The organism is Pseudomonas sp. 2835 (assembly GCF_050435905.1).
GTDB lineage: Bacteria > Pseudomonadota > Gammaproteobacteria > Pseudomonadales > Pseudomonadaceae > Aquipseudomonas.
This window is the reverse complement of sequence record NZ_JBNDLE010000018.1, coordinates 1-20,063: the sequence shown is the minus strand read 5'-3', so window position 1 is coordinate 20,063 and position 20,063 is coordinate 1. Positions and strand designations below refer to the sequence as shown.

The window sequence follows — 20,063 nt, the reverse complement described above, 5'->3', positions numbered from 1 at the left end:
GCTACAGAATGCCTGTCACGGCTGCCCGACCGCGTCGCCGGGCATTTATTGCAAAGTATGTTGCTCGATGAACTCCAGCGGCTGCAAACCTTCGCGGCTGACCAGGCGGTTCAACTCCACCCGCGGCAGTCGCACAGCCAGCAGGCTGCTGCCTTCATCGTCATGCTCTTCGCTCTGCACCGCGCCCAGTTCAAAGAACTGCGCACGCAGCCGGGCAAAACGCTGTTCAAGGCGCAAGGTACCGACAAACAGGTCATCCCCCAGCAATTCGGCGACCGCCTGCCCCACCAGCTCCAGCCCCCGACCATCGCGGGCCGAGACCCAGACCCGTTGCGGCTTGCCATCGGCATCGCGCTGAATCTGCGGCTCGACGCCTTCAAGCAGGTCGAGTTTGTTATAGACCTCGAGGATCGGCAAGCCTTCTGCACCGATCTCTCCCAGTACCGCCATGACCTGCTCGATCTGCGCCATGCGCTCAGGCTCATGGGCGTCGATCACGTGCAGCAGCAGGTCGGAGTTGCTCGACTCTTCGAGCGTAGCCCGAAATGCCTCGACCAGCTTGTGCGGCAGGTGACGAATGAAGCCCACGGTGTCGGCCAGCACGATCGGCCCGAGGTCGTCGAGCTCGAGCCGGCGCAGGGTCGGGTCGAGGGTCGCGAACAACTGGTCGGCGGCGTAGACCTCGGACTGGGTCAGGGCGTTGAACAGGGTCGACTTGCCGGCGTTGGTATAGCCGACCAGCGAAACCGAAGGGATATCTGCCCGTTTACGGCCACGGCGAGCCTGCTCACGCTGGCTGCGGACCTTTTCCAGGCGCGCCTTGATCTGGCGCAGGCGTACCCGCAGCAGGCGGCGGTCGGTTTCCAGCTGGGTTTCACCCGGGCCGCGCAGGCCGATACCGCCTTTTTGCCGCTCAAGGTGAGTCCAGCCGCGCACCAGCCGCGTGCTCATGTGCTCGAGCTGGGCCAGTTCGACCTGCAGCTTGCCTTCATGGGTACGCGCCCGCTGGGCGAAGATGTCGAGAATCAGACCGGTGCGGTCAAGCACGCGACACTCGAAGACTCGTTCGAGGTTACGTTCCTGACTGGGGGTGAGGGTGTGATTGAAAATCACCAAATCTACCTGTTCGGCGTTGACCAGGTCGCGTAACTCTTCGACCTTGCCGCTGCCAATCAGGTATTTGGCGGTGGGCTGATGTCGCGCCACATTGGCGAACGCGACAATATCGGCCCCAGCCGACAATGCCAGCTCCTGAAACTCCTGCGGATCTTCGCGCGCCTCAGGGTTCTGACCTTCCAAGTGAACGAGGACTGCCCGTTCACCACCACCGTGGCGCTCAAAGAACAAAGCAGACTCCTATCAGGCGTTACCTGGCTCAGCGTCGCCTTGCTCGGATTCGGTTGCGCTAGGCAGACGGATCGGACGCACAGGGACAACTGTCGAGATGGCGTGTTTGTAAACCATCTGGCTGACGGTGTTCTTCAGCAGAATCACGAACTGGTCGAAGGATTCGATCGTGCCTTGCAGCTTGATGCCGTTAACCAGATAGATCGAAACCCCAACTTTTTCTTTTCTCAAAGTATTCAAGTAAGGGTCTTGTAGCGAATGCCCTTTTGACATATGCCGCACTCCTGTAAGGATCAATAGTAAAAAAATCAAAGAAAAACTGATGGCTCAAGCCGCCCCACCCCAAGGATAGACGGCAATTGCAAGGACTCAGCTCAATATGGAGACCGATCCAAGGTATTTCAAGGTGCGAGACAGATTGTCGCAGTCAAGGCTATCCAGCCAGTGCAGGTCAGCCCAACTACGCAACCAGGTGAACTGCCGCTTCGCCAATTGGCGAGTGGCAATAATGCCGCGCTCCTGCATTTCAACTGAAGTCAACTTGCCATCAAGGTGATCCCAGACCTGGCGATAACCAACCGCCCGTATAGACGGCAGCCCCGCGTGCAAGTCACTTCTGGCTCGCAGCAATCGGACCTCGTCAACGAAGCCCTGTTCCAGCATTTGCCCGAATCGTAGCGCAATCCGTTCATGCAGTATGTGCCGATCGGTTGGCGCAATGGCCAGGCTGGCGACAGTATAGGGCAATTGTCCCGTTGCGGACGCGCCTGCGGCGCTACTTTGCGCGGATTGACGTTGACGATGTGCCGTCATTGTCAGGCCGCTCACCCGGTAGACCTCCAGCGCGCGGATCAGCCGTTGCGGGTCATTGGGGTGAATGCGCGCCGCCGACTCCGGGTCGACCGCCGCCAGTTGCTGGTGCAGGGCGTGCAAACCCAGGCGCTGGACCTCGTCCTCGAGTTCGGCTCGCACCTGCGGGTCTGCCGCCGGCATGTCCGCCAGGCCTTCGAGCAACGCCTTGTAATAAAGCATGGTGCCGCCGACCAGCAGCGGAATCTTGCCGCGCGCGGTGATCTCGGCCATGGCCTCCAGCGCATCACGACGAAAATCGGCAGCCGAATAGCTTTCGGCCGGATCGAGAATGTCGATCAGCCGGTGCGGATGGGCGGCGAGGATGTCTTTCGACGGCTTGGCGCTGCCGATGTCCATGCCACGGTAGACCAGCGCCGAGTCGACACTGATCAGCTCGCACGGCAACACCTTGGTCAGCTCGATGGCAAGGTCGGTCTTGCCCGCCGCCGTCGGGCCCATCAGGAATATCGCGGGGGGGTTGGCGCTCATGTCATCGACCGCGCAGGAACAGTTTGTCCAGATCGTCCAGGCCCATCTGGGTCCAGGTCGGTCGGCCATGGTTGCATTGACCGCTGCGCTCGGTGTTTTCCATATCACGCAGCAGGCCGTTCATTTCAGCTATGGCCAGGCGCCGGTTGGCGCGGATCGCGCCGTGGCAGGCCATGGTCCCGAGCAGTTCGTTCAGGTGCGCCTGAATGCGGTCGCTGGTGCCGTACTCCATCAGGTCGGCCAGAACATCCTGGACCAGGCGGTTGGCCTCGGCCTGCTTGAGCAGCGCCGGAATCTGCCGGATCGCCAGGCTTTCCGGGCCCAGGCGCTGCAGCTCGAAGCCCAGGCGCTGGAACCACTCGGCGTGTTCTTCGGCGCAATCGGCTTCGCGCTGGCTCAAGGCCAGGGATTCGGGCACCAGTAGCGGCTGGCCGCTGAGACCTTCGCTGGCCATGGCCACCTTGAGGCGCTCGTACATGATCCGCTCATGGGCGGCGTGCATGTCCACCAGCACCAGGCCGACAGCGTTTTCAGCGAGGATATAGATGCCCTTGAGCTGGGCCAGGGCGTAGCCCAGTGGCGGGATGTCGCCCTGGCCTTCGGGCAAGGCAACTGGCGCCGCCTCGGCCAGCGGCGCAAAAAACTCCCGGTACACGCCCTGGGCCTCAGCCGCAGGCAATGCCTGGGTCGGCCTTGGTGTGTACTGGTATTGATAACCGGCGCCGCTGCCATTGCTGCCTACAGACGGGCGCAAGCCCGGCTCGGCGGGTGGCTGCTCAAGCAAATTGGCGGCCAGGCGCATCTCGCCCTGGGGGCCGAATTCACCGGCCTGGATGCCGCTCGGGCGGGTGATCTCGCTGGTGCCAGCGGGCGCGGTCAGTTGGTCTTCCGGGCGTACATCGGCCAGGGCACGGTGCAAGGTGCCGTACAGAAAATCATGGACCATGCGCCCGTCACGAAAGCGTACTTCGTGCTTGGTCGGGTGCACGTTGACGTCGACACCGGTGGGGTCGACCTCGAAAAACAGCACGAAGGTCGGGTGCCGGCCATTGAACAGCACGTCACGGTAGGCCTGGCGCACGGCGTGGGCAACCAGCTTGTCGCGCACGGCGCGGCCGTTGACGAAGAAGTACTGCAGGTCGGCCTGGCTGCGCGAGAAGGTCGGCAACCCAACCCACCCCCACAGGTGCAGGCCGTTGCGCTCGACCTCGATCGGCAGCGCCTGCTCGAGGAAGCCCGGGCCGCAGATCGCCGCGACGCGGCGAGCGCGCGCAGTATCGTCATGGGCTTCATGCAGGCTGAGGATGCTCTTGCCATTGTGGCGCAGGTGAAAGCCCACGTCGAAGCGCGCCAGCGCCAGCCGGCGGATCACTTCCTGCAGGTGATCGAATTCGGTTTTCTCGGTCTTGAGGAACTTGCGCCGGGCCGGGGTATTGAAAAACAGGTCGCGCACTTCCACCGAAGTGCCGACCGGATGCGCCGCCGGCTGCACCCGCGGGGCCATGTCGCGGCCCTCGGTTTCCACCTGCCAGGCCTGTTCGGCGTCGCGGGTACGCGAGGTCAGGGTCAGGCGGGCGACCGAGCTGATCGACGCCAGGGCTTCACCACGAAAACCCAGGCTCATGACCCGCTCGAGGTCTTCAAGGTCGCGGATCTTGCTGGTGGCGTGGCGGGCCAGGGCCAGCGGCAGGTCGTCGGCGGCGATACCACCACCGTCGTCGCGCACGCGCAGCAACTTGACCCCGCCCTGCTCGACCTCGACATCGATGCGCTTGGCGCCGGAATCGAGGCTGTTTTCCAGCAGTTCCTTGATCACCGACGCCGGACGTTCGACCACCTCACCGGCGGCAATCTGGTTGGCCAGCCGCGGGCTTAGCAGCTCGATCCGGGCACTGCTGCTCATTGCTGGGCCGCCAGTGCCGTGGTCGGGATGTTCAGGTGCTGGCCGACTTTCAGCTCATCGGTTTTCAGGCTGTTGGCGCTGCGCAGGCTGGCGACGCTGACCTGATAACGCACGGCGATCATCGCCAGGGTCTCGCCCGGACGCACCGAGTGCTCGCGCGGGCCCTGGGCGATCTTGCCGCTGTCACGCAGCCAGGCCACATAGGTGCCCGGCGGCGGGTTCTGCTGGAAGAACTGGCGTACGCCACTGTGAATCGAACGCGCCAGCGACTGCTGGTGGCTCGGGGTGGCCAGCTTGGCCGCCTCGTTGGCGTTGGAGATAAAGCCGGTTTCCACCAGGATCGACGGGATGTCCGGCGACTTCAGCACCATGAACCCGGCTTGCTCCACACGCTGTTTGTGCAGCGGAGTGATGCGGCCCATGTTGCCCAAGACCTTCTGGCCGACGTTGAGGCTGGAACTCAGTGAAGCGGTCATCGACAGGTCGAGCAGCACACCGGCAAGCATGCGGTCCTTGTCATCGAGGCTGACGTTGCCGGCGCCACCGATCAGGTCGGAGCGGTTTTCGCTATCGGCCAGCCAGCGCGCGGTTTCCGAGGTGGCGCCGCGATCGGACAGGGCGAACACCGAGGCACCGAAGGCGGCCTTGGACGGTGCGGCGTCAGCGTGGATCGAGATGAACAGGTCAGCGCCCTTCTTGCGGGCAATCTCGGTGCGTTTGCGCAGCGGGATGAAATAGTCACCGGTACGGGTCAGCTCGGCGCGAAAGCCCTTCTCGGTATTGATCTGGCGCTGCAGTTCCTTGGCGATGGCCAGGACGATGTCTTTTTCATGCTGGCCGCGCGAACCGGAGGCACCCGGGTCTTCACCACCGTGACCGGCGTCGATGGCGATGACGATGTCACGCTTGCCATTGGGCACCGGGGTCAGCTTGATCGCCGGTTGCGCCGGAGTAACCGGCACCGCAGGTGTAGTTGCCACCGGCGGAGTGGGCGGTGGCGGCGCGGCATCGGCCTCCTGGTCGAACAGGTCGACTACCAGGCGGTTGCCGTACTGGGCATTGGGTGCCAGGGTGAAACTCTTGGGCGTCACCGACTTTTTCAGGTCAACCACCACACGCAGGTCGGTCGGCGTACGCTGCGCCGAGCGCACGCTGGTAATCGGGGTATTGGAGGTGGACACCGACAACGGCGCAGCCAGGGTCGCGCCATTGATGTCGATCACCAGACGATCCGGGGCGGTCAGGGTAAACACGCTGTGCTGCACAGGGCCAGAGAGGTCGAAGACCAGCCGTGTGTTATCCGGCGCTCGCCATAAACGCATACTTTTGACTTGCGTGACGGCCAGAGCGTCAACGGTCACTACCGTAAGCAGCAGTCCTACGACAGAAACCAGTGCGCGAATGCGCATACCTATCCCCATTTTCTATTTGAATTCCAAGGCCAGAGCGGCACACCAGGCTTCGCCACGTGCCCCCTGCGGCGACAGGTTGAGCGAACGACCGCCCGCCTGGGGGCTTATGGTAATGGTCAGGTCGGGCTTTGGCAAAATGCCCGCCCCTTTTTGCGGCCATTCGAACAGGCACAGGGCGTCATCTTCGAAGTAATCGCGGATACCCATGAATTCCAGTTCCTCCGGATCGACCAGTCGATAGAGGTCGAAGTGGAAGGCGCGAATGTCGCCAATCTCGTAAGGCTCAACCACGGTAAAGGTAGGACTCTTTACCGCACCTTGGTGCCCGAGACCACGAATAATGCCACGCGACAGGGTGGTCTTGCCGGCCCCCAGGTCCCCCTCAAGAAAAATCACACCGTGGCCTTTGGTCGCTTCGGCAATACGCTTGCCCAAATCCACCATGGCCTCTTCATCGGCCAAAAACAGGGTTATGCCAGACACGCTGAATGCTCCTCCAATAACTGACGAATTGCCGGGACCATGTCGCTGGCCGCCAGGCCACGGCCTTGCCCACCCAGGCGCTCGCCGGCGCAGGCATGCAGCCAGACGCCCAGGCAGGCCGCGTCCCAGGCCGACATGCCCTGGGCCAGCAAGGCGCCGAGCACGCCGCTGAGCACATCGCCGAGGCCGGCGCCGGCCATGGCCGGATGGCCGCGCGAGCACAGCGCCAGTTGCCCGGCCGGATCGGCGACCAGGGTGCCGGCGCCCTTGAGCACGCATACGACCGCGTATTTGCGCGCGAGTTTACGCGTCGCGCCGGGCCGGTCGGCCTGCACCGCTTCGGTCGATACGCCAAGCAGGCGCGCGGCTTCGCCCGGGTGCGGGGTAATGATGCTGCCCTTGGGCAACGGCAAGGGTTGGCGCGCCAGCAGGTTGAGGGCATCGGCGTCCCACACTTGAGGCAGCTGGCTGCTGGCCACCGCCGACAACAGGCTGCGCCCCCAGGCCGCCTGACCCAGGCCTGGACCTGCCACCAGCACCGAGGCCCGCTCGATCGGCGCCATCAGCTGGTTAGCCGAATGCACGCCCAGGCTCATCACCTCGGGCAGGCGGGCCATGGCCGCAGGCACATGCTCAGGCCGGCTGACCAGCGATACCAGGCCGGCGCCGCAGCGCAACGCCGCTTCGGCGCTGAGCAGCACGGCGCCGCCAGTGCCGCGATCACCACCGATCACCAGCACATGGCCGAAGTCGCCCTTGTGAGCGTCAGCAGGACGCGGCGCCAGGGGTGCAAGGGTGACGCTGGTGAGCCGATGGGGCTCGTTTGCGGGGTGTTTGGTCTGAGGCATGGGTCAAAGGCTCTGATGTCTGGCAGAATTATACGCACCTGAGTCCGTATTGCCTTATTCCCATGTCTGCTTCTGCCCCCGATCTACCTGCGCTGGCCCAATCGATCAAGGATTGGGGCCGAGAGCTCGGTTTTGCCCACGTCGGCATCACCGGGGTGGACCTGGGCGAGCACGAAAAACACCTGGAACGCTGGCTCGAGGCGGGCTACCACGGTGAAATGGACTACATGGGCGCCCACGGCAGCAAGCGCTCGCACCCGGATGAGCTGGTGCCCGGCACCTTGCGCGTGGTGTCGCTGCGCATGGACTACCTGCCCGGCGATACGCGCATGGCCCAGCAGCTGGCGCAACCTGAGAAAGCCTACATCTCTCGCTACGCCCTGGGCCGCGATTACCACAAGCTGGTGCGCAAACGCGTGCAGCACCTGGCTGAACGTATCCAGAAAGACATCGGCCCGTTCGGTTTTCGAGCCTTTGTCGACAGTGCCCCGGTGCTGGAAAAGGCCATTGCCGAGCAGGCAGGCCTGGGCTGGATCGGCAAGAATACCCTGCTGCTCAATCGCAAGGCCGGCAGTTACTTCTTTCTTGCCGAGCTGTTTGTCGACATGCCGCTGCCGGTCGACCCGCCGCAGGCCAGTGAACACTGCGGCCGCTGCAGCGCCTGCCTGGACATCTGCCCGACCCAGGCCTTTGTCGGCCCCTATGTGCTCGATGCCCGGCGCTGTATCTCATACCTGACCATCGAACTGAAAAGCGCGATCCCGGAGGATCTGCGCCCGTTGATCGGCAATCGGGTATTTGGCTGCGATGACTGCCAGATCGTCTGCCCGTGGAACCGTTTCGCCCGACCGACCGGCGAAAACGACTTCAAGCCCCGGCACAATCTCGACAGTGCCGGGCTTGCCGAGCTGTTCATGTGGGATGAGCAGACTTTCCTCGACAGCACTGAAGGCTCACCACTACGCCGTGCCGGTTATGAGCGCTGGCTGCGCAACCTGGCGGTGGGGCTTGGCAATGCGCCGTCGACTGTCCAGGTGTTGGAGGCGCTCAAAGCGCGGCAGGAGTACCCGTCGGAACTGGTACGTGAGCATGTGCAGTGGGCGCTGGCGCAGCACTTTTCGCGGGGCAAGCCCGCTCCCACAGGGATTAGCCCCGGCCTGTAGGAGCGGGCTTGCCCCGCGATACGATTATCGACTCAATGCTCGTCGTTGTAATGAAACTTGGGCATTTCCCAGTGGAAACGAATCGCCAGCAGGCGTAGCAGGAAACCGCCAAACAGGGTCAGCAAAATTGCTTGCTCGCCTGGCACATTGAAGTACACGCAGCCCAGGTAAAACCAGGCCGCGGCGAACGACACACTGGCATACAGCTCCCGACGGAAGATCAGCGGAATATCGTTACAGAAGATATCCCGGAGAATCCCGCCGAACACCCCGGTAATCACCCCGCTGATCGATGCCACCAGCATGCCCTGGCCCATTTCCAGCGCGGTCATGCAGCCAATCAGGGTAAAGGCCACCAGCCCGAGGGCATCGAGCACCAGGAACAGCGAGCGCAGGTGGCGCATCAAGGGCGCGATGAAGATGGTCATCAATGCCGCGAAACTGGTCAGCACCAGGTATTCCGGGTGCTTGACCCAGGTCAGCGGGTAATGCCCCAGCAACACGTCGCGCACCGAACCACCCCCCAGGGCGGTGATGCAGGCGATCAGCACCACACCAAACCAGTCCATGCCGCGACGCCCGGCAGACAACGCGCCAGTCATGGCTTCGGCGGTGATAGCAATGAGGTAGAGCATCAACAACATGGCGCAGATCCGTGCAATGGGGCGCGCAGTCTAACCAGTTGCCACAGGCACCAAAAGGGGGCGCCGCGCGGATTGTCTGTACAAGCCGGCGGCGCTGCGATCAGAACTTGATGAAGTGCTGACGGTAGTGGCGCAGTTCGTTGATCGACTCGCGGATATCGTCCAGCGCCAGGTGGGTGCCGCCCTTCTTGAAACTGTCACGCACTTCAGGGGCCCAGCGCGCGGCCAGCTCCTTGAGGGTCGAGACGTCGAGGTTGCGGTAGTGGAAGTAGTTTTCCAGGCTGCGCATGTGGCGATAAAGGAAACGGCGGTCCTGGCAGATGCTGTTGCCACAGATCGGCGACTTGCCCTTCGGTACCCACTGTTCCAGGAAGGCGATGGTCTGTGCCTCGGCTTCGGCCATGCTGACCTTGCTGTCCTTGACCCGCTGGGTCAGCCCGGAGGCGCCGTGGGTGCGGGTGTTCCACTCGTCCATGCGCGCCAGCACTTCGTCACTGTGGTGAATGGCGATCACCGGGCCTTCGGCCAGGGTGTTGAGGTCGCTGTCGGTGACGATAGTGGCCATTTCGATAATGACGTCTTGATCCGGATCCAGACCGGTCATTTCCAGGTCGATCCAGATCAGGTTCTGTGGGTTCTGCATGATTCTGCTCCTCGGTAGGTGCGCAGTTTAGCCTAGTGGAGCGTGCTAAACTCCCCGCGGTTAAATATTGCCTCCCGAACACGGAACCTTCATGGCCAAACGCCAGCTCAATCGACGCCAGAACTGGCGCATCGAAAAAATCCAGGGTGAACGCGCTGCCCGCGCCGCCAAACGCGAACAACAGACCCTGAAGGAGCTCGAAGGCGGTGACCTCGGCCCGGAGCAAATGGGCCTGGTCATCGCTCACTTTGGCGTGCAGGTCGAAGTCGAAGCCCAGGACGGCGACGTTGCCGGCCAGGTGTTCCGTTGCCACCTGCGGGCCAACCTGCCGGCACTGGTGACCGGTGACAAGGTAGTCTGGCGCGCCGGCAACCAGGGCATTGGCGTGATCGTCGCGCAGATGCCGCGTCACACCGAGCTGTGCCGGCCCGACAGCCGCGGCCAGCTCAAGCCGGTAGCGGCCAACGTCGACCTGATCGTGATCGTCTTCGCCCCGGCCCCGGAACCCCATGCCAACCTGATCGACCGCTACCTGGTCGCGGCCGAGCATGCCGGCATCCGCCCCTTGCTGCTGCTGAACAAGGCCGACCTGATCGACGAGCAGAACGCTCCGGCGCTTAATGCATTGCTGGCGGTGTACCGCCAGCTCGGATACCCGCTGCTGGAAGTGTCGGCGCACCACGGCAACGGCATGGAGCAATTGCAGGCCCAGCTGGACGGGCATATCAGCGTGTTTGTCGGTCAGTCCGGGGTTGGCAAGTCGTCGCTGGTCAACAGCCTGCTGCCCGAGGTACAGACCCGCGTCGGCGATCTGTCGGAATGGTCCGGGCAGGGCACCCACACCACCACCACCGCCCGTCTCTACCACTTCCCTGGTGGCGGCGAGCTAATCGACTCACCGGGTATCCGTGAGTTCGGCCTGGGCCACGTCAGCCGCGCCGACGTCGAAGCGGGCTTCATCGAGTTCACCGACCTGATCGGTACCTGCCGCTTCCGCGACTGCAAGCATGACCGCGAGCCCGGTTGTGCACTGCTCAAGGCCCTGGAAGACGGCCGCGTACAGCAGCAACGGATGAACAGCTACCGCTCGATCATCGCCAGCCTGCCGCAAGACACTTACTGAAACATCTGAGGCCCGGAAACGGGCCTCAAACGGTTCAAAGTAGGACGCATCCGTAGGATTTATTACCCAGCAAAGCGGGAAGCATCTGCTTTGCTGGTCGTACCTTGCTGTGCGAAAGACTTTCGCTGATTGTCACCTTTCAAGATTCGCCGCCATGAAGCGAATCGACCCATGCCCTGCGTATGAAAGGAATCAACCATGACAATTCAGCTTTTACGCATCAATGCCACTCCCTCCAGCGTGGGAGGGCACTTCTGATGCCAGTCTTTATCAGCTATCGCCACAGCGAACGCCTGGAAGCCTTCATCATTAATGAACGGCTCAAGCTCGAAGGCATCAATACCCAACTGGACCTGTTCGACAGTGAGGCACAGCAGACTACCGACGATATCAGCGGCATCATTCGCCGCAATATCAGCCAGTGTACCCACCTGATTGCCGTGCTCGCGCCGGAAACCGCCGAGGCCTGGTGGGTGCCCTTCCAGCTTGGCGCCGCCACCCTGGTCAATCGCCGGGTAGCCTTTTACCAGTGTGGCGAGGCCACGCTGCCGGGGTATCTGGAGAAGTGGCCAACCATGAACAACCGCGAGCACATCGACCTGTACGTGCGCGCCTACCATGACGAGCAGACCTTCAAACGCGCGATCGACAGCGAAGCCTGCGAGGCCAACGCCACCAACCGCTCCAACGCCGACTTCTTCCATGCCGACCTCAAGGCCAAGATCCGCCGTGGTTTCTAGCCTGTAGCGCCAAACAAAACGCCCGTGGGCATCGCTGCGCACGGGCGTTTTGTTTAGCAAGCAGGCTTACTGCTTGTTCTCGTCCATCTTCAATACACCGTCTTCGAAGATGTTCAGCTTCTGCCGCAACTCCCGTGGCTGCATCGGCTCCGGCTCAGCCGCCGGAGCCTGCTCTGGCGTTGCCCCCGGTGCCGGCGCCGCAGCGCCAGGTTGAGCGGCATCAGGCGCAGCGGGCTGGGTTTGCTCGCCTTCGATGGTGCGCTGGGCCTTCTTGGTCAGCACGATGATGTCGATCCTGCGGTTGACCGGGTTGAGCGGATTTTGCCGGTCGAACAGCGACGACGAGGCATAACCGACCACCCGTGCCACCTGGGTATCCGGGTAGCCACCGGCGACCAGCGCGCGACGGGCGGCATTGGCACGGTTGGCCGACAGTTCCCAGTTGCCGAAGTCACCGGTACCGGAATACGGCTTGGCATCAGTATGGCCACTGATGCTGATCTTGTTCGGCACCGCCTTGATGGTGTCGGCCATGGCCAGCAGGATGTCCTCGAAATACGGCTGCAAACGCGCGCTGCCAAGGTCGAACATCGGCCGGTTCTCGGCGTCCATGATCTGGATGCGCAGGCCGTCCTGGGTGATCTCGAAGAGGATCTGGTCTTTGAACTTCTGCAGTTGCGGGTTCTCTTCGACTTTGTTCTGCAGCTCTTGCAGGAGCAACTCCAGGCGCTCGCGCTCAACCTGCTCGGCCATGCTCTCGACCGTGTTCTGGTCGATCGGGATGCTGGATTCAGGCGTTGGCTCGGACTTTTCTTCCGGGTTGATGGTCTTTTCCGGGGCGAGCTGAGGCGAACCGCCCAGGTCGATGATGTACGGCGTGCCGCTTTCGGAAAAGCCGATCGGATCCTTGAAGTAGCCGGCAATGGCGATCTTCTGCTCCGGGGTGGCCGTCGACAGCAGCCACAGCACCAGGAAGAACGCCATCATCGCCGTGGCGAAGTCGGCGAAGGCAATCTTCCAGGCACCACCGTGGTGGCCGTCGCCAAAGCGCTTGATGCGCTTGACGATAATGGGCTGATTGTTCTCCATGGCTTAGCGACCGCGAACTGCTTGTTCCAGCTCGGCGAAGCTCGGGCGGTGGGCCGGGAACAGCACCTTGCGCCCGAATTCCACGGCCAGCGATGGCGGCATGCCCGAGGCCGAAGCCACCAGCGAGGCCTTGATTGCCTCGTAGACGTTCAGCTCTTCCTTGGCGTCATGGCGCAGGGAAGTGGCCAGCGGGCCGAAGAAACCGTAGGCGGCGAGAATACCGAAGAAGGTACCGACCAGCGCCGCACCGACGTGCAGGCCGATCGACTTCTGGTCGCCATCGCCCAGCGAGGCCATGGTCACCACGATCCCCAGTACCGCGGCGACGATACCAAAGCCGGGCATGCCGTCGGCGATGCCGGTCACGGCATGGGACGGGTGCTCGAGTTCTTCCTTCATGCTCAGCAGTTCCATGTCGAACAGACCCTCGAGCTCGTGCGGGGCCATGTTGCCGGTGGACATGATGCGCAGGTAGTCACAGATGAACGCGGTCATGCGCTCGTCACCCAGTACCGCCGGGTACTTGGCGAAAATCGGGCTGGCAGCGGCGTCTTCGATATCGGCTTCGATCGCCATCATGCCTTCGCGACGGGATTTGTTGAGAATCTCGTAGACCAGGCCCAGCACCTCGATATAGAAGGTGTGGGTAAAGCGCGTGCCGAACATTTTCAGCGACTTCTTGATTACATGCATGGTCATGTAACCAGGGTTGGCCTGTAGGAACGCACCGAAAGCAGCACCACCGATGATCAGCACTTCAAAAGGCTGGATCAGGGCCGCAATCTTGCCGTGGGAAAGTACATATCCGCCGAGCACACTCGCGAATACGACGATGATGCCGATAATTTTAGCCATAGATAGAAAGCACTTACTGTCGTGGTCAGGGTCGTGAGCGGAAGTTAAAAAAACTCTTCTTCTACTTATCGGCAGAACTGCGCCAGACTATAGTCAGTCAAGGCGAAAAGCCAGTTCGGCCTACCTCCAGCATGCCTATTGAAACCATCGTACCAAGTCAAACACCAAAAACACTCGATGCCTGGGTCAAGCTCCTCGATAGCGTGCGCCTGCCGGTTCCGCTGGCCAGCTACGAACGGGTAAAAGCCGCCATCGGCGACAGCCGCCGCTCGTTGCGCGACATCGCCGAACTGATGCAGGACAGCCCCGCACTGGTGCTCAGCGTCATGCGCGAGGCCAACCACCACAGCAACACCGGCCAGGGCGAGCCGGCCGAGAGCCTGGAGATCGCCCTCAACCGCCTGGGGCTGACGCGTACCGCAGAGCTGCTGGAGCGTCTGCCGGCGCTACCGGAAGCCGAAATTGCCCCGACCTTGCGCCAGTTGCAGATGGTCAGCCAGCACGCCAGCCAGCAGGCCAACGGCCTGTTCGCCAGCCGCCTGGCGCGGCTGTGGCAGGAAATCCACTGGGGTAGCTTGCTGTTCCTGTCCCCGCTCTGGCCCCTGGCGCTGACCCACCCCAAGCTCCTTGATGAATGGGAGCTGCGCGTGGTGCACAAAGGTGAATCGGCACTGCGGGTGGAAAAAGAGCTGTTCGGTGTACGGGCCATGAGCCTGTGCAAGGCGTTGGCCGAACACTGGCGCCTGCCGGACTGGGTAACGCGTGGTTACCATTTACTTCAGGAAGAACGCCGGCTGCTGGCCCAGGCGATCCTCATCGCCCGCGACCAGGACAGCCTGCACCAGCAACAACGCCTGGACGATCAACCGAGCCTGCGCCGCTGGTTCAACCAGCCGGCCAATACCGTGCTGCTGGCCAACGGCCTGGCCCTGGCCTCACAAGTCGGCTGGACCAATCCGCATGTGCAGCGCTGGCAATTGCTGACCAGCCTGTATCTGCAAACCCCGCTGGACGATGTCCAGCAACTGGTGCACCAGCAAGCTACGATCAGCGCCCGCCATCACGCCTGCCCCGGCCTGTTCCACCCGGCCGAGGCGCTGCTCTGGCCCTGGCACCAGCAACGCCTGCATCAAGGCAAGATCGCTCCGCCAACGCCTTCGGCCCAGGCCCTGGGCGCCTGGCGCAAACTCTGCGGTGAGCTGCTGACCGAGCCCAGCCCGTTCAGCAATGCCATCCACCTGACGACTTTGGCCCGCGACGCGCTGGTCGCCTGCGGCATGCAGCGGGTGATGCTGCTGATGACCGACAAGACCCTGAGCCAGCTGCGGGTTCACCAGATTGCCGGTATTCCTGCCGAAGCGGCCAGCCTGGTATTGCCCATCGACCAGAGCAAATTGCTGCAACGCCTGCTGAGCAAAGCGGCGCAACTGCGCCTGACCCCGGAAAACCACGCGCAGTTCTCGGCCCTGCTGCCGCCCAGCCTGCGCGCCCTGTTTCGCAGCGAGCACGTGCTGCTGCGCTCGCTGTCGAGCAATGGCCGGGTGGTCATGCTGCTGGTCGCCGACCAGGGCGGCAAGCCGTTGGCGGACGTCAGCGTGCAAGCCTTCGGCAAAACCGCGCAATGCATCGAGCGGGCCCTGACCGCCTTCAGCAACCGCAGCGCCTGAGCCATGCGCTACAATCGCCCCCTCTGTTCCGCTCTGGAGACTCTGGATGACTGACTTTTCTGGCTTGCCCCTGGTTATCGAGCCGGCAGACCTGCTAACCCGCCTGGATGCGCCAGAGTTGATCCTGGTCGACCTGACCAGCCCCAACCGCTATGCCAGCGGGCATATTCCGGGAGCGCGCTTCGTCGACTTCAAGCGCACCCAGCTAGGCCAGCCTCCTGCGCCGGGCCTGTTGCCGGCCAAGGCCGACCTGGAAAAACTCTTCGCCGAGCTCGGCCATAACGCCAATGCGGTCTATGTGGTCTATGACGACGAGGGCGGCGGCTGGGCCGGGCGCTTCATCTGGTTACTGGATGTAATCGGTCACTCGCGTTACCACTACCTCAACGGCGGCGTCCACGCGTGGCCAGCGAGCAACCTCAGCACTGAAGTACCCGACGCTGCCAGCGGCACGGTCAACCTGACCCTGCACGAAGAGCCTACGGCCACCCGCGAATACCTGCAAAGCCGCCTCGGCGCTGCCGACCTGGCGATCTGGGACGCGCGCAGCCCGGCCGAATACCGCGGCGAGAAAGTTCTCGCAGCCAAGGGCGGGCACATTCCCGGCGCAGTCAATTTCGAATGGACCGCCGGCATGGACCTGAACGATCACCAGCGCATTCGCAAGGACATGCCCGAGATCCTCGAGCAGCTGGGCATCAGCAAAGACAAGGAAGTGGTCACCCACTGCCAGACTCACCACCGTTCCGGCTTTACCTACCTGGTGGCCAAGCATCTGGGCTACCCTCGGGTCAAAGCCTACGCCGGATCCTGGGGCGAATGGGGCAACCACCCCGACACCCCTGTTGAAGTTTAAGGAAACCTAATGAAATCCCGCTTGTTCATCATCAGCCAGTACCTGCTGCCCCATCACCTGCTCTCGCGCCTGGCCGGCTGCATCGCCGAATGCCGTGTGCGCTGGTTCAAGAACGCCTTCACCAGCTGGTTCGCCAAGCGCTACCAGGTGGACATGTCCCAGGCCCTGGTCGAAGACGTCACCGCCTACGAGCACTTCAACGCCTTCTTCACCCGCGCCCTCAAGCCGGGCGCGCGCCCGCTGGACGAAACCCCGGGGGCAATCCTCTGCCCGGCAGACGGCGCCGTCAGCCAGCTCGGCCCGATCGAGCACGGCCGCATCTTCCAGGCCAAGGGCCACAGTTTCAGCGCCCTCGAGCTGCTGGGAGGCGATCCGGCCAATGCCGCGCCGTTCATGGGTGGCCAGTTCGCAACCATCTACCTGTCGCCCAAGGACTACCACCGCGTGCACATGCCGCTGGCCGGCACCCTGCGCGAGATGATCTACGTGCCGGGCCGGTTGTTCTCGGTCAACCAGACCACTGCCGAAAACGTTCCGGAGCTGTTCGCCCGTAACGAGCGCGTTGTCTGCCTGTTCGACACCGAGCGCGGGCCGATGGCCGTGGTGCTGGTCGGCGCGATGATCGTCGCCTCGATCGAAACCGTCTGGGCCGGCCTGGTAACGCCACCCAAGCGTGAACTGAAGACTGTGCGCTACGACGAAGCCAGTCGTGCGCCGATCCATCTGGAAAAAGGCGCGGAGCTTGGCCGTTTCAAACTGGGTTCGACAGCTGTCGTACTGTTCGGGCCAGAGCAGGTGAAATGGGCCGAAGAGCTCGGCGCCGGCTCTGCAGTAAGCATGGGCGAGCGCCTGGCACTGCCGGCACAGGCCTGAAAATGAAAAAGCCCGCAGCGATGCGGGCTTTTTTGTACCTGTGGGAGCTGGCTTGCCAGCGATGGGCCGCAAGCAGCCATTTACTCAGACGCGACCGTCGCGATCGCGAAAACCCAGCAGGTAAAGCACACCATCGAGGCCCAGGGTCGAGATTGCCTGCTTGGCCGACTGCTTGACCAGCGGCTTGGCCCGGAACGCCACGCCCAGGCCGGCAATCGCCAGCATCGGCAGGTCGTTGGCGCCATCGCCGACGGCAATGGTCTGCTCCATCTGCAAGCCTTCCTTGCGCGCCAGCTCACCCAGCAGGTCAGCCTTGCGCTGGGCGTCGACGATCGGCTCGACCGCCACGCCGGTCACCTTGCCATCCACCACTTCCAGCTCGTTGGCGAACACGTAGTCGATGCCCAGCTTGGCTTGCAGCTGCTTGGCAAAGTAGGTGAAGCCACCGGAGAGGATGGCGGTCTTGTAACCCAGGCGCTTGAGTTCGGCGAACAGCGTTTCGGCGCCTTCGGTCAGGCGCAGCGACGCACCGATCTGGTCCAGCACGCCAACGTCCAGGTCCTTGAGCAGCGCCAGGCGCTCCTTGAAGCTGGCACGGAAATCCAGCTCGCCACGCATGGCCCGCTCGGTGATTTCCGATACCTGCTCACCGACACCGGCAGCCTTGGCCAGCTCGTCGATCACTTCGGCTTCGATCAGTGTCGAGTCCATGTCGAACACCGCCAGGCGGCGGTTGCGACGGAACAGCGAATCCTGCTGGAAGGCGATGTCGACGTTCAGCTCCTGGGCAACGCTGAGGAACTCGGCGCGCAGGGCTTGCGGATCAGCCGGCTCGCCACGTACCGAGAACTCGATGCAGCCCTTGCTCTGTTCGGCCGGTGTGTCCAGCGCGACACGGCCCGACAGGCGATCGATATGGTCGATGTTCAGCCCGTACTTGGCGGTGATCGAACTGACCCGCTGCAGTTGCTCGGCAGTCACCCGACGAGTCAGCAGGGTAACAATGTGCCGGGGCTTGCCCTGGCCTTCGACCCAATTCTGGTAGTCGGCTTCGGAAACCGGAGTAAACCGTACCTGCTGGTCGAGTTCGTTGCCCGCAAACAGGATGTTCTTGAGCACCGCGGACGCCTTCTCGGTATCCGGAATTTCGACCAGGATGCCAAAGGACAGGGTGTCGTGGATCACCGCCTGACCGATGTCGAGGATGTTCACACCACCCTGGGCCAGAACGCCGGTGATGGCCGCGGTGAGACCCGGACGGTCTTCACCGGTGATGTTAATCAGAACGATTTCGCGCAAGACGGGCTCCGACTCGTTGAAAAAAAGCGCATTCTACCGATTTTCGCTGACCATCGGGCGCAGTCGATACTTTGCCCGCCCCTGAGCGCTCGCTATACTGCGCAGCAACTTCTCCGACATAAAGAGCCGCGCTCTGTGAACCGGCCCACGCCCGTTAAGACCGACAACTTCTTCCTGCTGATCTTCCACGCCCTGCGCCAACGCCGAATACCGCTGGCGCTGCGTATCGCCTGCCATAACGTGTTCCTGGTGGCACTGGCGCTGGTGATCTACGCCTGCGTGATGGGCCTGCAGTTCAAGGAAGCCATGCATGAGCAGGCCGATGCCCTGGGGCAGAGCCTGACCACCCAGACCGCCACCTCGGCCACCGAGCTGCTGGTGTCCAACGACATCCTCAGCCTTAACGTGCTGCTCGGCAACCTGGTGAAGAACCCGCTGGTGGCCCATGCGGCGATCTACAGCGTCGACAACCGGATCCTTGCCGAAGCTGGCCAGCGCCCGAAAAACGGCCTGCTGGGCGAAGCCGAGGGCCTGTACCAGACCAAGATCACCTTCCAGGACGTGACCGCCGGACAACTGCGCATCAGCCTGGACATGAGCCAGTTCCAGCAGCCGCTGACCATCAGCCTGCAGAGCATGGGCATCCTCGCCGGTATCCTGCTGGCCCTGGCCTTGGCCATGAGCCTGCGCCTGGGTCGCTACATTTCCACGCCGCTGTTGCAACTGCGCGTCTGGCTGCGCGACATCAACGAGTTCACCCCGGCCGTCGAGCGCCAGGATGAAATCGGCGACCTGGCGCGCCAGTTGCACACCCGCCTGGCCCCGCCGCCACGGGAAATCGAGCCGGAAGAAGAAGAGTCCTTTGACGAGGATGAGGCGGAATTCGAAGTGCGTAACCTGCGCGATCCGAGCTTCGACGAACAGCCTGCCGTGACCAAGCCGGTGAAGCCGGTAAAAACCGTAGCGGACGACGACAGCGATGATGCCTTCGCCAACCTGCTCGACGAAGACGACAGCCCCGCCCCAGCCCCGGCAACCCCGGTCAACCGCGAGCCACAGGCCAGCGCTGTGCTGGCGGTACAACTGGGTTCCCAGGAGCAACTGCGACGCCTGCCGCGCACGCGCCTGACCGAGCTGCTGGAACGCTACCGCGACTGCCTCGACCAGGCGGCCTCGCTGTATGAAAGCGAAGTGCATACCCTCAACGACGGCAGCACCTTGCTGTTGTTCCACAGCCAGGACAGCGGCGAGGACTACCTCACCAATGCCATCTGCTGTGGCGAGCTGCTGCGTGCCCTGGGCCATGAACTGCAGATCGAAGTGGCCGACAGCGGCATCACCCTGCAGCTGCAACTAGGCCTGGCCCTGGGTGAAGACTTGCACGGCCTGAGCCAGATCGACCTGCTGCTGACCGAAAAGGCCCAGGACGCCCTGGCCCTGTCGCAGCACAGCCGCAACCTGCTGCTGGTCGAGCGCAAAATCAGCGACGACGCCCTGGTACGCCAGCGTGCGCGCATTCGCCCGATCGCCAGCCCTGAGGGCGCCTGCTGTGTCGAGCGCCTGATGGAGCCGTACCCGTCGATGTTGGAGCGGCAACTGGCGCGGATGCATGAGCGCCGGGTCAAGAGCTGACCCCTTGGCAGACCAAAAGCCCGCAGTGATGCGGGCTTTCTTATGGCTCTTCACGGAATCCCGGGTTGGGATGTTGAGGCTGCGAGTTTATCCATTCAGTGTGGGGCTGCTGCTGGCCCCTTCCGCCTTTACGGCGGCCTACTTT

At 62.9% G+C, this 20,063-nt stretch carries 19 protein-coding genes; 7 read left to right on the top strand and 12 right to left on the bottom strand.

Annotated elements, in window-relative coordinates:
• Positions 1–45: 45 nt before the first annotated feature.
• From hflX to ABIE20_RS21485, 7 genes are all read right to left on the bottom strand, one after another.
• A complete protein-coding gene (hflX, locus tag ABIE20_RS21515) occupies positions 46–1,347 on the bottom strand; it encodes a ribosome rescue GTPase HflX (protein WP_010221595.1) in 1,302 nt (433 codons plus the stop codon).
• Positions 1,348–1,359: 12 nt separating this feature from the next.
• Positions 1,360–1,620, bottom strand: coding sequence for an RNA chaperone Hfq (gene hfq / locus ABIE20_RS21510; RefSeq protein ID WP_010221594.1), 261 nt, complete (start codon positions 1,618–1,620; stop codon positions 1,360–1,362).
• Between the two features lie 96 nt (positions 1,621–1,716).
• On the bottom strand, positions 1,717–2,688 hold the full coding sequence (gene miaA, locus ABIE20_RS21505) for a tRNA (adenosine(37)-N6)-dimethylallyltransferase MiaA (RefSeq protein WP_429507195.1): 972 nt from the start codon (positions 2,686–2,688) through the stop codon (positions 1,717–1,719).
• A 1-nt stretch (position 2,689) separates the two neighbouring features.
• Complete coding sequence (gene mutL, locus ABIE20_RS21500; RefSeq protein WP_429507193.1) at positions 2,690–4,591, bottom strand: DNA mismatch repair endonuclease MutL; 1,902 nt, start codon at positions 4,589–4,591, stop codon at positions 2,690–2,692.
• Positions 4,588–6,012: an N-acetylmuramoyl-L-alanine amidase gene (locus tag ABIE20_RS21495; RefSeq protein WP_429507192.1), complete on the bottom strand. Its 1,425-nt coding sequence runs from the start codon at positions 6,010–6,012 to the stop codon at positions 4,588–4,590. Before ABIE20_RS21495 ends, mutL begins: the two co-directional genes overlap by 4 nt.
• Positions 6,013–6,015: 3 nt before the next feature.
• Positions 6,016–6,486, bottom strand: a complete 471-nt coding sequence (tsaE, locus tag ABIE20_RS21490; protein ID WP_429507190.1) for a tRNA (adenosine(37)-N6)-threonylcarbamoyltransferase complex ATPase subunit type 1 TsaE — start codon at positions 6,484–6,486, stop codon at positions 6,016–6,018.
• Complete coding sequence (locus tag ABIE20_RS21485) at positions 6,474–7,334, bottom strand: NAD(P)H-hydrate dehydratase (protein ID WP_429507188.1); 861 nt, start codon at positions 7,332–7,334, stop codon at positions 6,474–6,476. Before ABIE20_RS21485 ends, tsaE begins: the two co-directional genes overlap by 13 nt.
• A gap of 62 nt (positions 7,335–7,396) precedes the next feature.
• Here ABIE20_RS21485 and queG point away from each other — a divergent pair, with 62 nt between their 5' ends.
• Complete coding sequence (queG, locus tag ABIE20_RS21480; protein ID WP_429507186.1) at positions 7,397–8,497, top strand: tRNA epoxyqueuosine(34) reductase QueG; 1,101 nt, start codon at positions 7,397–7,399, stop codon at positions 8,495–8,497.
• A gap of 32 nt (positions 8,498–8,529) precedes the next feature.
• On the opposite strand, the gene ABIE20_RS21475 is transcribed toward queG, so the two are convergent.
• Together ABIE20_RS21475 and orn are read right to left on the bottom strand one after the other, a co-directional pair.
• Positions 8,530–9,141, bottom strand: a complete 612-nt coding sequence (locus ABIE20_RS21475; protein ID WP_038997454.1) for a trimeric intracellular cation channel family protein — start codon at positions 9,139–9,141, stop codon at positions 8,530–8,532.
• A gap of 100 nt (positions 9,142–9,241) precedes the next feature.
• Entirely contained in the window at positions 9,242–9,784 is a 543-nt protein-coding gene (gene orn, locus ABIE20_RS21470) for an oligoribonuclease (RefSeq protein ID WP_429507184.1), read from the bottom strand.
• A gap of 91 nt (positions 9,785–9,875) precedes the next feature.
• Here orn and rsgA point away from each other — a divergent pair, with 91 nt between their 5' ends.
• Both rsgA and ABIE20_RS21460 read left to right on the top strand, forming a co-directional pair.
• Positions 9,876–10,907: a small ribosomal subunit biogenesis GTPase RsgA gene (gene rsgA / locus ABIE20_RS21465; protein WP_429507183.1), complete on the top strand. Its 1,032-nt coding sequence runs from the start codon at positions 9,876–9,878 to the stop codon at positions 10,905–10,907.
• A gap of 257 nt (positions 10,908–11,164) precedes the next feature.
• Positions 11,165–11,647, top strand: coding sequence for a TIR domain-containing protein (locus ABIE20_RS21460; protein WP_429507181.1), 483 nt, complete (start codon positions 11,165–11,167; stop codon positions 11,645–11,647).
• Between the two features lie 66 nt (positions 11,648–11,713).
• Here ABIE20_RS21460 and motB read toward each other — a convergent pair whose 3' ends face one another.
• Positions 11,714–12,736 carry a flagellar motor protein MotB gene (gene motB, locus ABIE20_RS21455; RefSeq protein WP_429507179.1) on the bottom strand — a complete coding sequence of 341 codons (1,023 nt, stop codon included), beginning with the start codon at positions 12,734–12,736 and terminating at the stop codon, positions 11,714–11,716.
• A gap of 3 nt (positions 12,737–12,739) precedes the next feature.
• On the bottom strand, positions 12,740–13,591 hold the full coding sequence (motA, locus tag ABIE20_RS21450) for a flagellar motor stator protein MotA (RefSeq protein WP_038997459.1): 852 nt from the start codon (positions 13,589–13,591) through the stop codon (positions 12,740–12,742).
• A gap of 131 nt (positions 13,592–13,722) precedes the next feature.
• On the opposite strand from motA, the gene ABIE20_RS21445 reads away from it, so the two are divergent.
• The 3 genes from ABIE20_RS21445 to asd are packed head-to-tail and all read left to right on the top strand — an operon-like array spanning position 13,723 to position 16,987.
• Complete coding sequence (locus tag ABIE20_RS21445; RefSeq protein ID WP_429507177.1) at positions 13,723–15,258, top strand: HDOD domain-containing protein; 1,536 nt, start codon at positions 13,723–13,725, stop codon at positions 15,256–15,258.
• Positions 15,259–15,304: 46 nt separating this feature from the next.
• Positions 15,305–16,114 carry a rhodanese-like domain-containing protein gene (locus tag ABIE20_RS21440; RefSeq protein WP_045193748.1) on the top strand — a complete coding sequence of 270 codons (810 nt, stop codon included), beginning with the start codon at positions 15,305–15,307 and terminating at the stop codon, positions 16,112–16,114.
• Between the two features lie 9 nt (positions 16,115–16,123).
• Entirely contained in the window at positions 16,124–16,987 is an 864-nt protein-coding gene (asd, locus tag ABIE20_RS21435) for an archaetidylserine decarboxylase (RefSeq protein WP_038997462.1), read from the top strand.
• A gap of 84 nt (positions 16,988–17,071) precedes the next feature.
• Here the strand turns inward: asd and serB are convergent, their stop codons facing one another.
• The gene (gene serB, locus ABIE20_RS21430; RefSeq protein WP_429507175.1) at positions 17,072–18,286 is read right to left on the bottom strand and encodes a phosphoserine phosphatase SerB; all 1,215 of its coding nucleotides are present in this window, start codon (positions 18,284–18,286) and stop codon (positions 17,072–17,074) included.
• 135 nt (positions 18,287–18,421) lie between these two features.
• Here serB and ABIE20_RS21425 point away from each other — a divergent pair, with 135 nt between their 5' ends.
• Positions 18,422–19,918, top strand: coding sequence for a histidine kinase (locus ABIE20_RS21425; RefSeq protein ID WP_429507173.1), 1,497 nt, complete (start codon positions 18,422–18,424; stop codon positions 19,916–19,918).
• Positions 19,919–20,063 lie beyond the last annotated feature (145 nt).

Bases quoted from the DNA above. Each gene is read 5' to 3' on its own strand.
- ABIE20_RS21445 (WP_429507177.1), top strand. From the start codon at position 13,723: ATGCCTATTGAAACCATCGTACCAAGTCAAACACCAAAAACACTCGAT.
- queG (WP_429507186.1), top strand. From the start codon at position 7,397: ATGTCTGCTTCTGCCCCCGATCTACCTGCGCTGGCCCAATCGATCAAG.
- miaA (WP_429507195.1), bottom strand. From the start codon at position 2,688: ATGAGCGCCAACCCCCCCGCGATATTCCTGATGGGCCCGACGGCGGCG.
- asd (WP_038997462.1), top strand. From the start codon at position 16,124: ATGAAATCCCGCTTGTTCATCATCAGCCAGTACCTGCTGCCCCATCAC.
- ABIE20_RS21485 (WP_429507188.1), bottom strand. From the start codon at position 7,334: ATGCCTCAGACCAAACACCCCGCAAACGAGCCCCATCGGCTCACCAGC.
- rsgA (WP_429507183.1), top strand. From the start codon at position 9,876: ATGGCCAAACGCCAGCTCAATCGACGCCAGAACTGGCGCATCGAAAAA.
- motA (WP_038997459.1), bottom strand. From the start codon at position 13,591: ATGGCTAAAATTATCGGCATCATCGTCGTATTCGCGAGTGTGCTCGGC.
- hfq (WP_010221594.1), bottom strand. From the start codon at position 1,620: ATGTCAAAAGGGCATTCGCTACAAGACCCTTACTTGAATACTTTGAGA.
- motB (WP_429507179.1), bottom strand. From the start codon at position 12,736: ATGGAGAACAATCAGCCCATTATCGTCAAGCGCATCAAGCGCTTTGGC.
- ABIE20_RS21475 (WP_038997454.1), bottom strand. From the start codon at position 9,141: ATGTTGTTGATGCTCTACCTCATTGCTATCACCGCCGAAGCCATGACT.
- ABIE20_RS21460 (WP_429507181.1), top strand. From the start codon at position 11,165: ATGCCAGTCTTTATCAGCTATCGCCACAGCGAACGCCTGGAAGCCTTC.
- orn (WP_429507184.1), bottom strand. From the start codon at position 9,784: ATGCAGAACCCACAGAACCTGATCTGGATCGACCTGGAAATGACCGGT.
- ABIE20_RS21495 (WP_429507192.1), bottom strand. From the start codon at position 6,012: ATGGGGATAGGTATGCGCATTCGCGCACTGGTTTCTGTCGTAGGACTG.
- ABIE20_RS21440 (WP_045193748.1), top strand. From the start codon at position 15,305: ATGACTGACTTTTCTGGCTTGCCCCTGGTTATCGAGCCGGCAGACCTG.
- mutL (WP_429507193.1), bottom strand. From the start codon at position 4,591: ATGAGCAGCAGTGCCCGGATCGAGCTGCTAAGCCCGCGGCTGGCCAAC.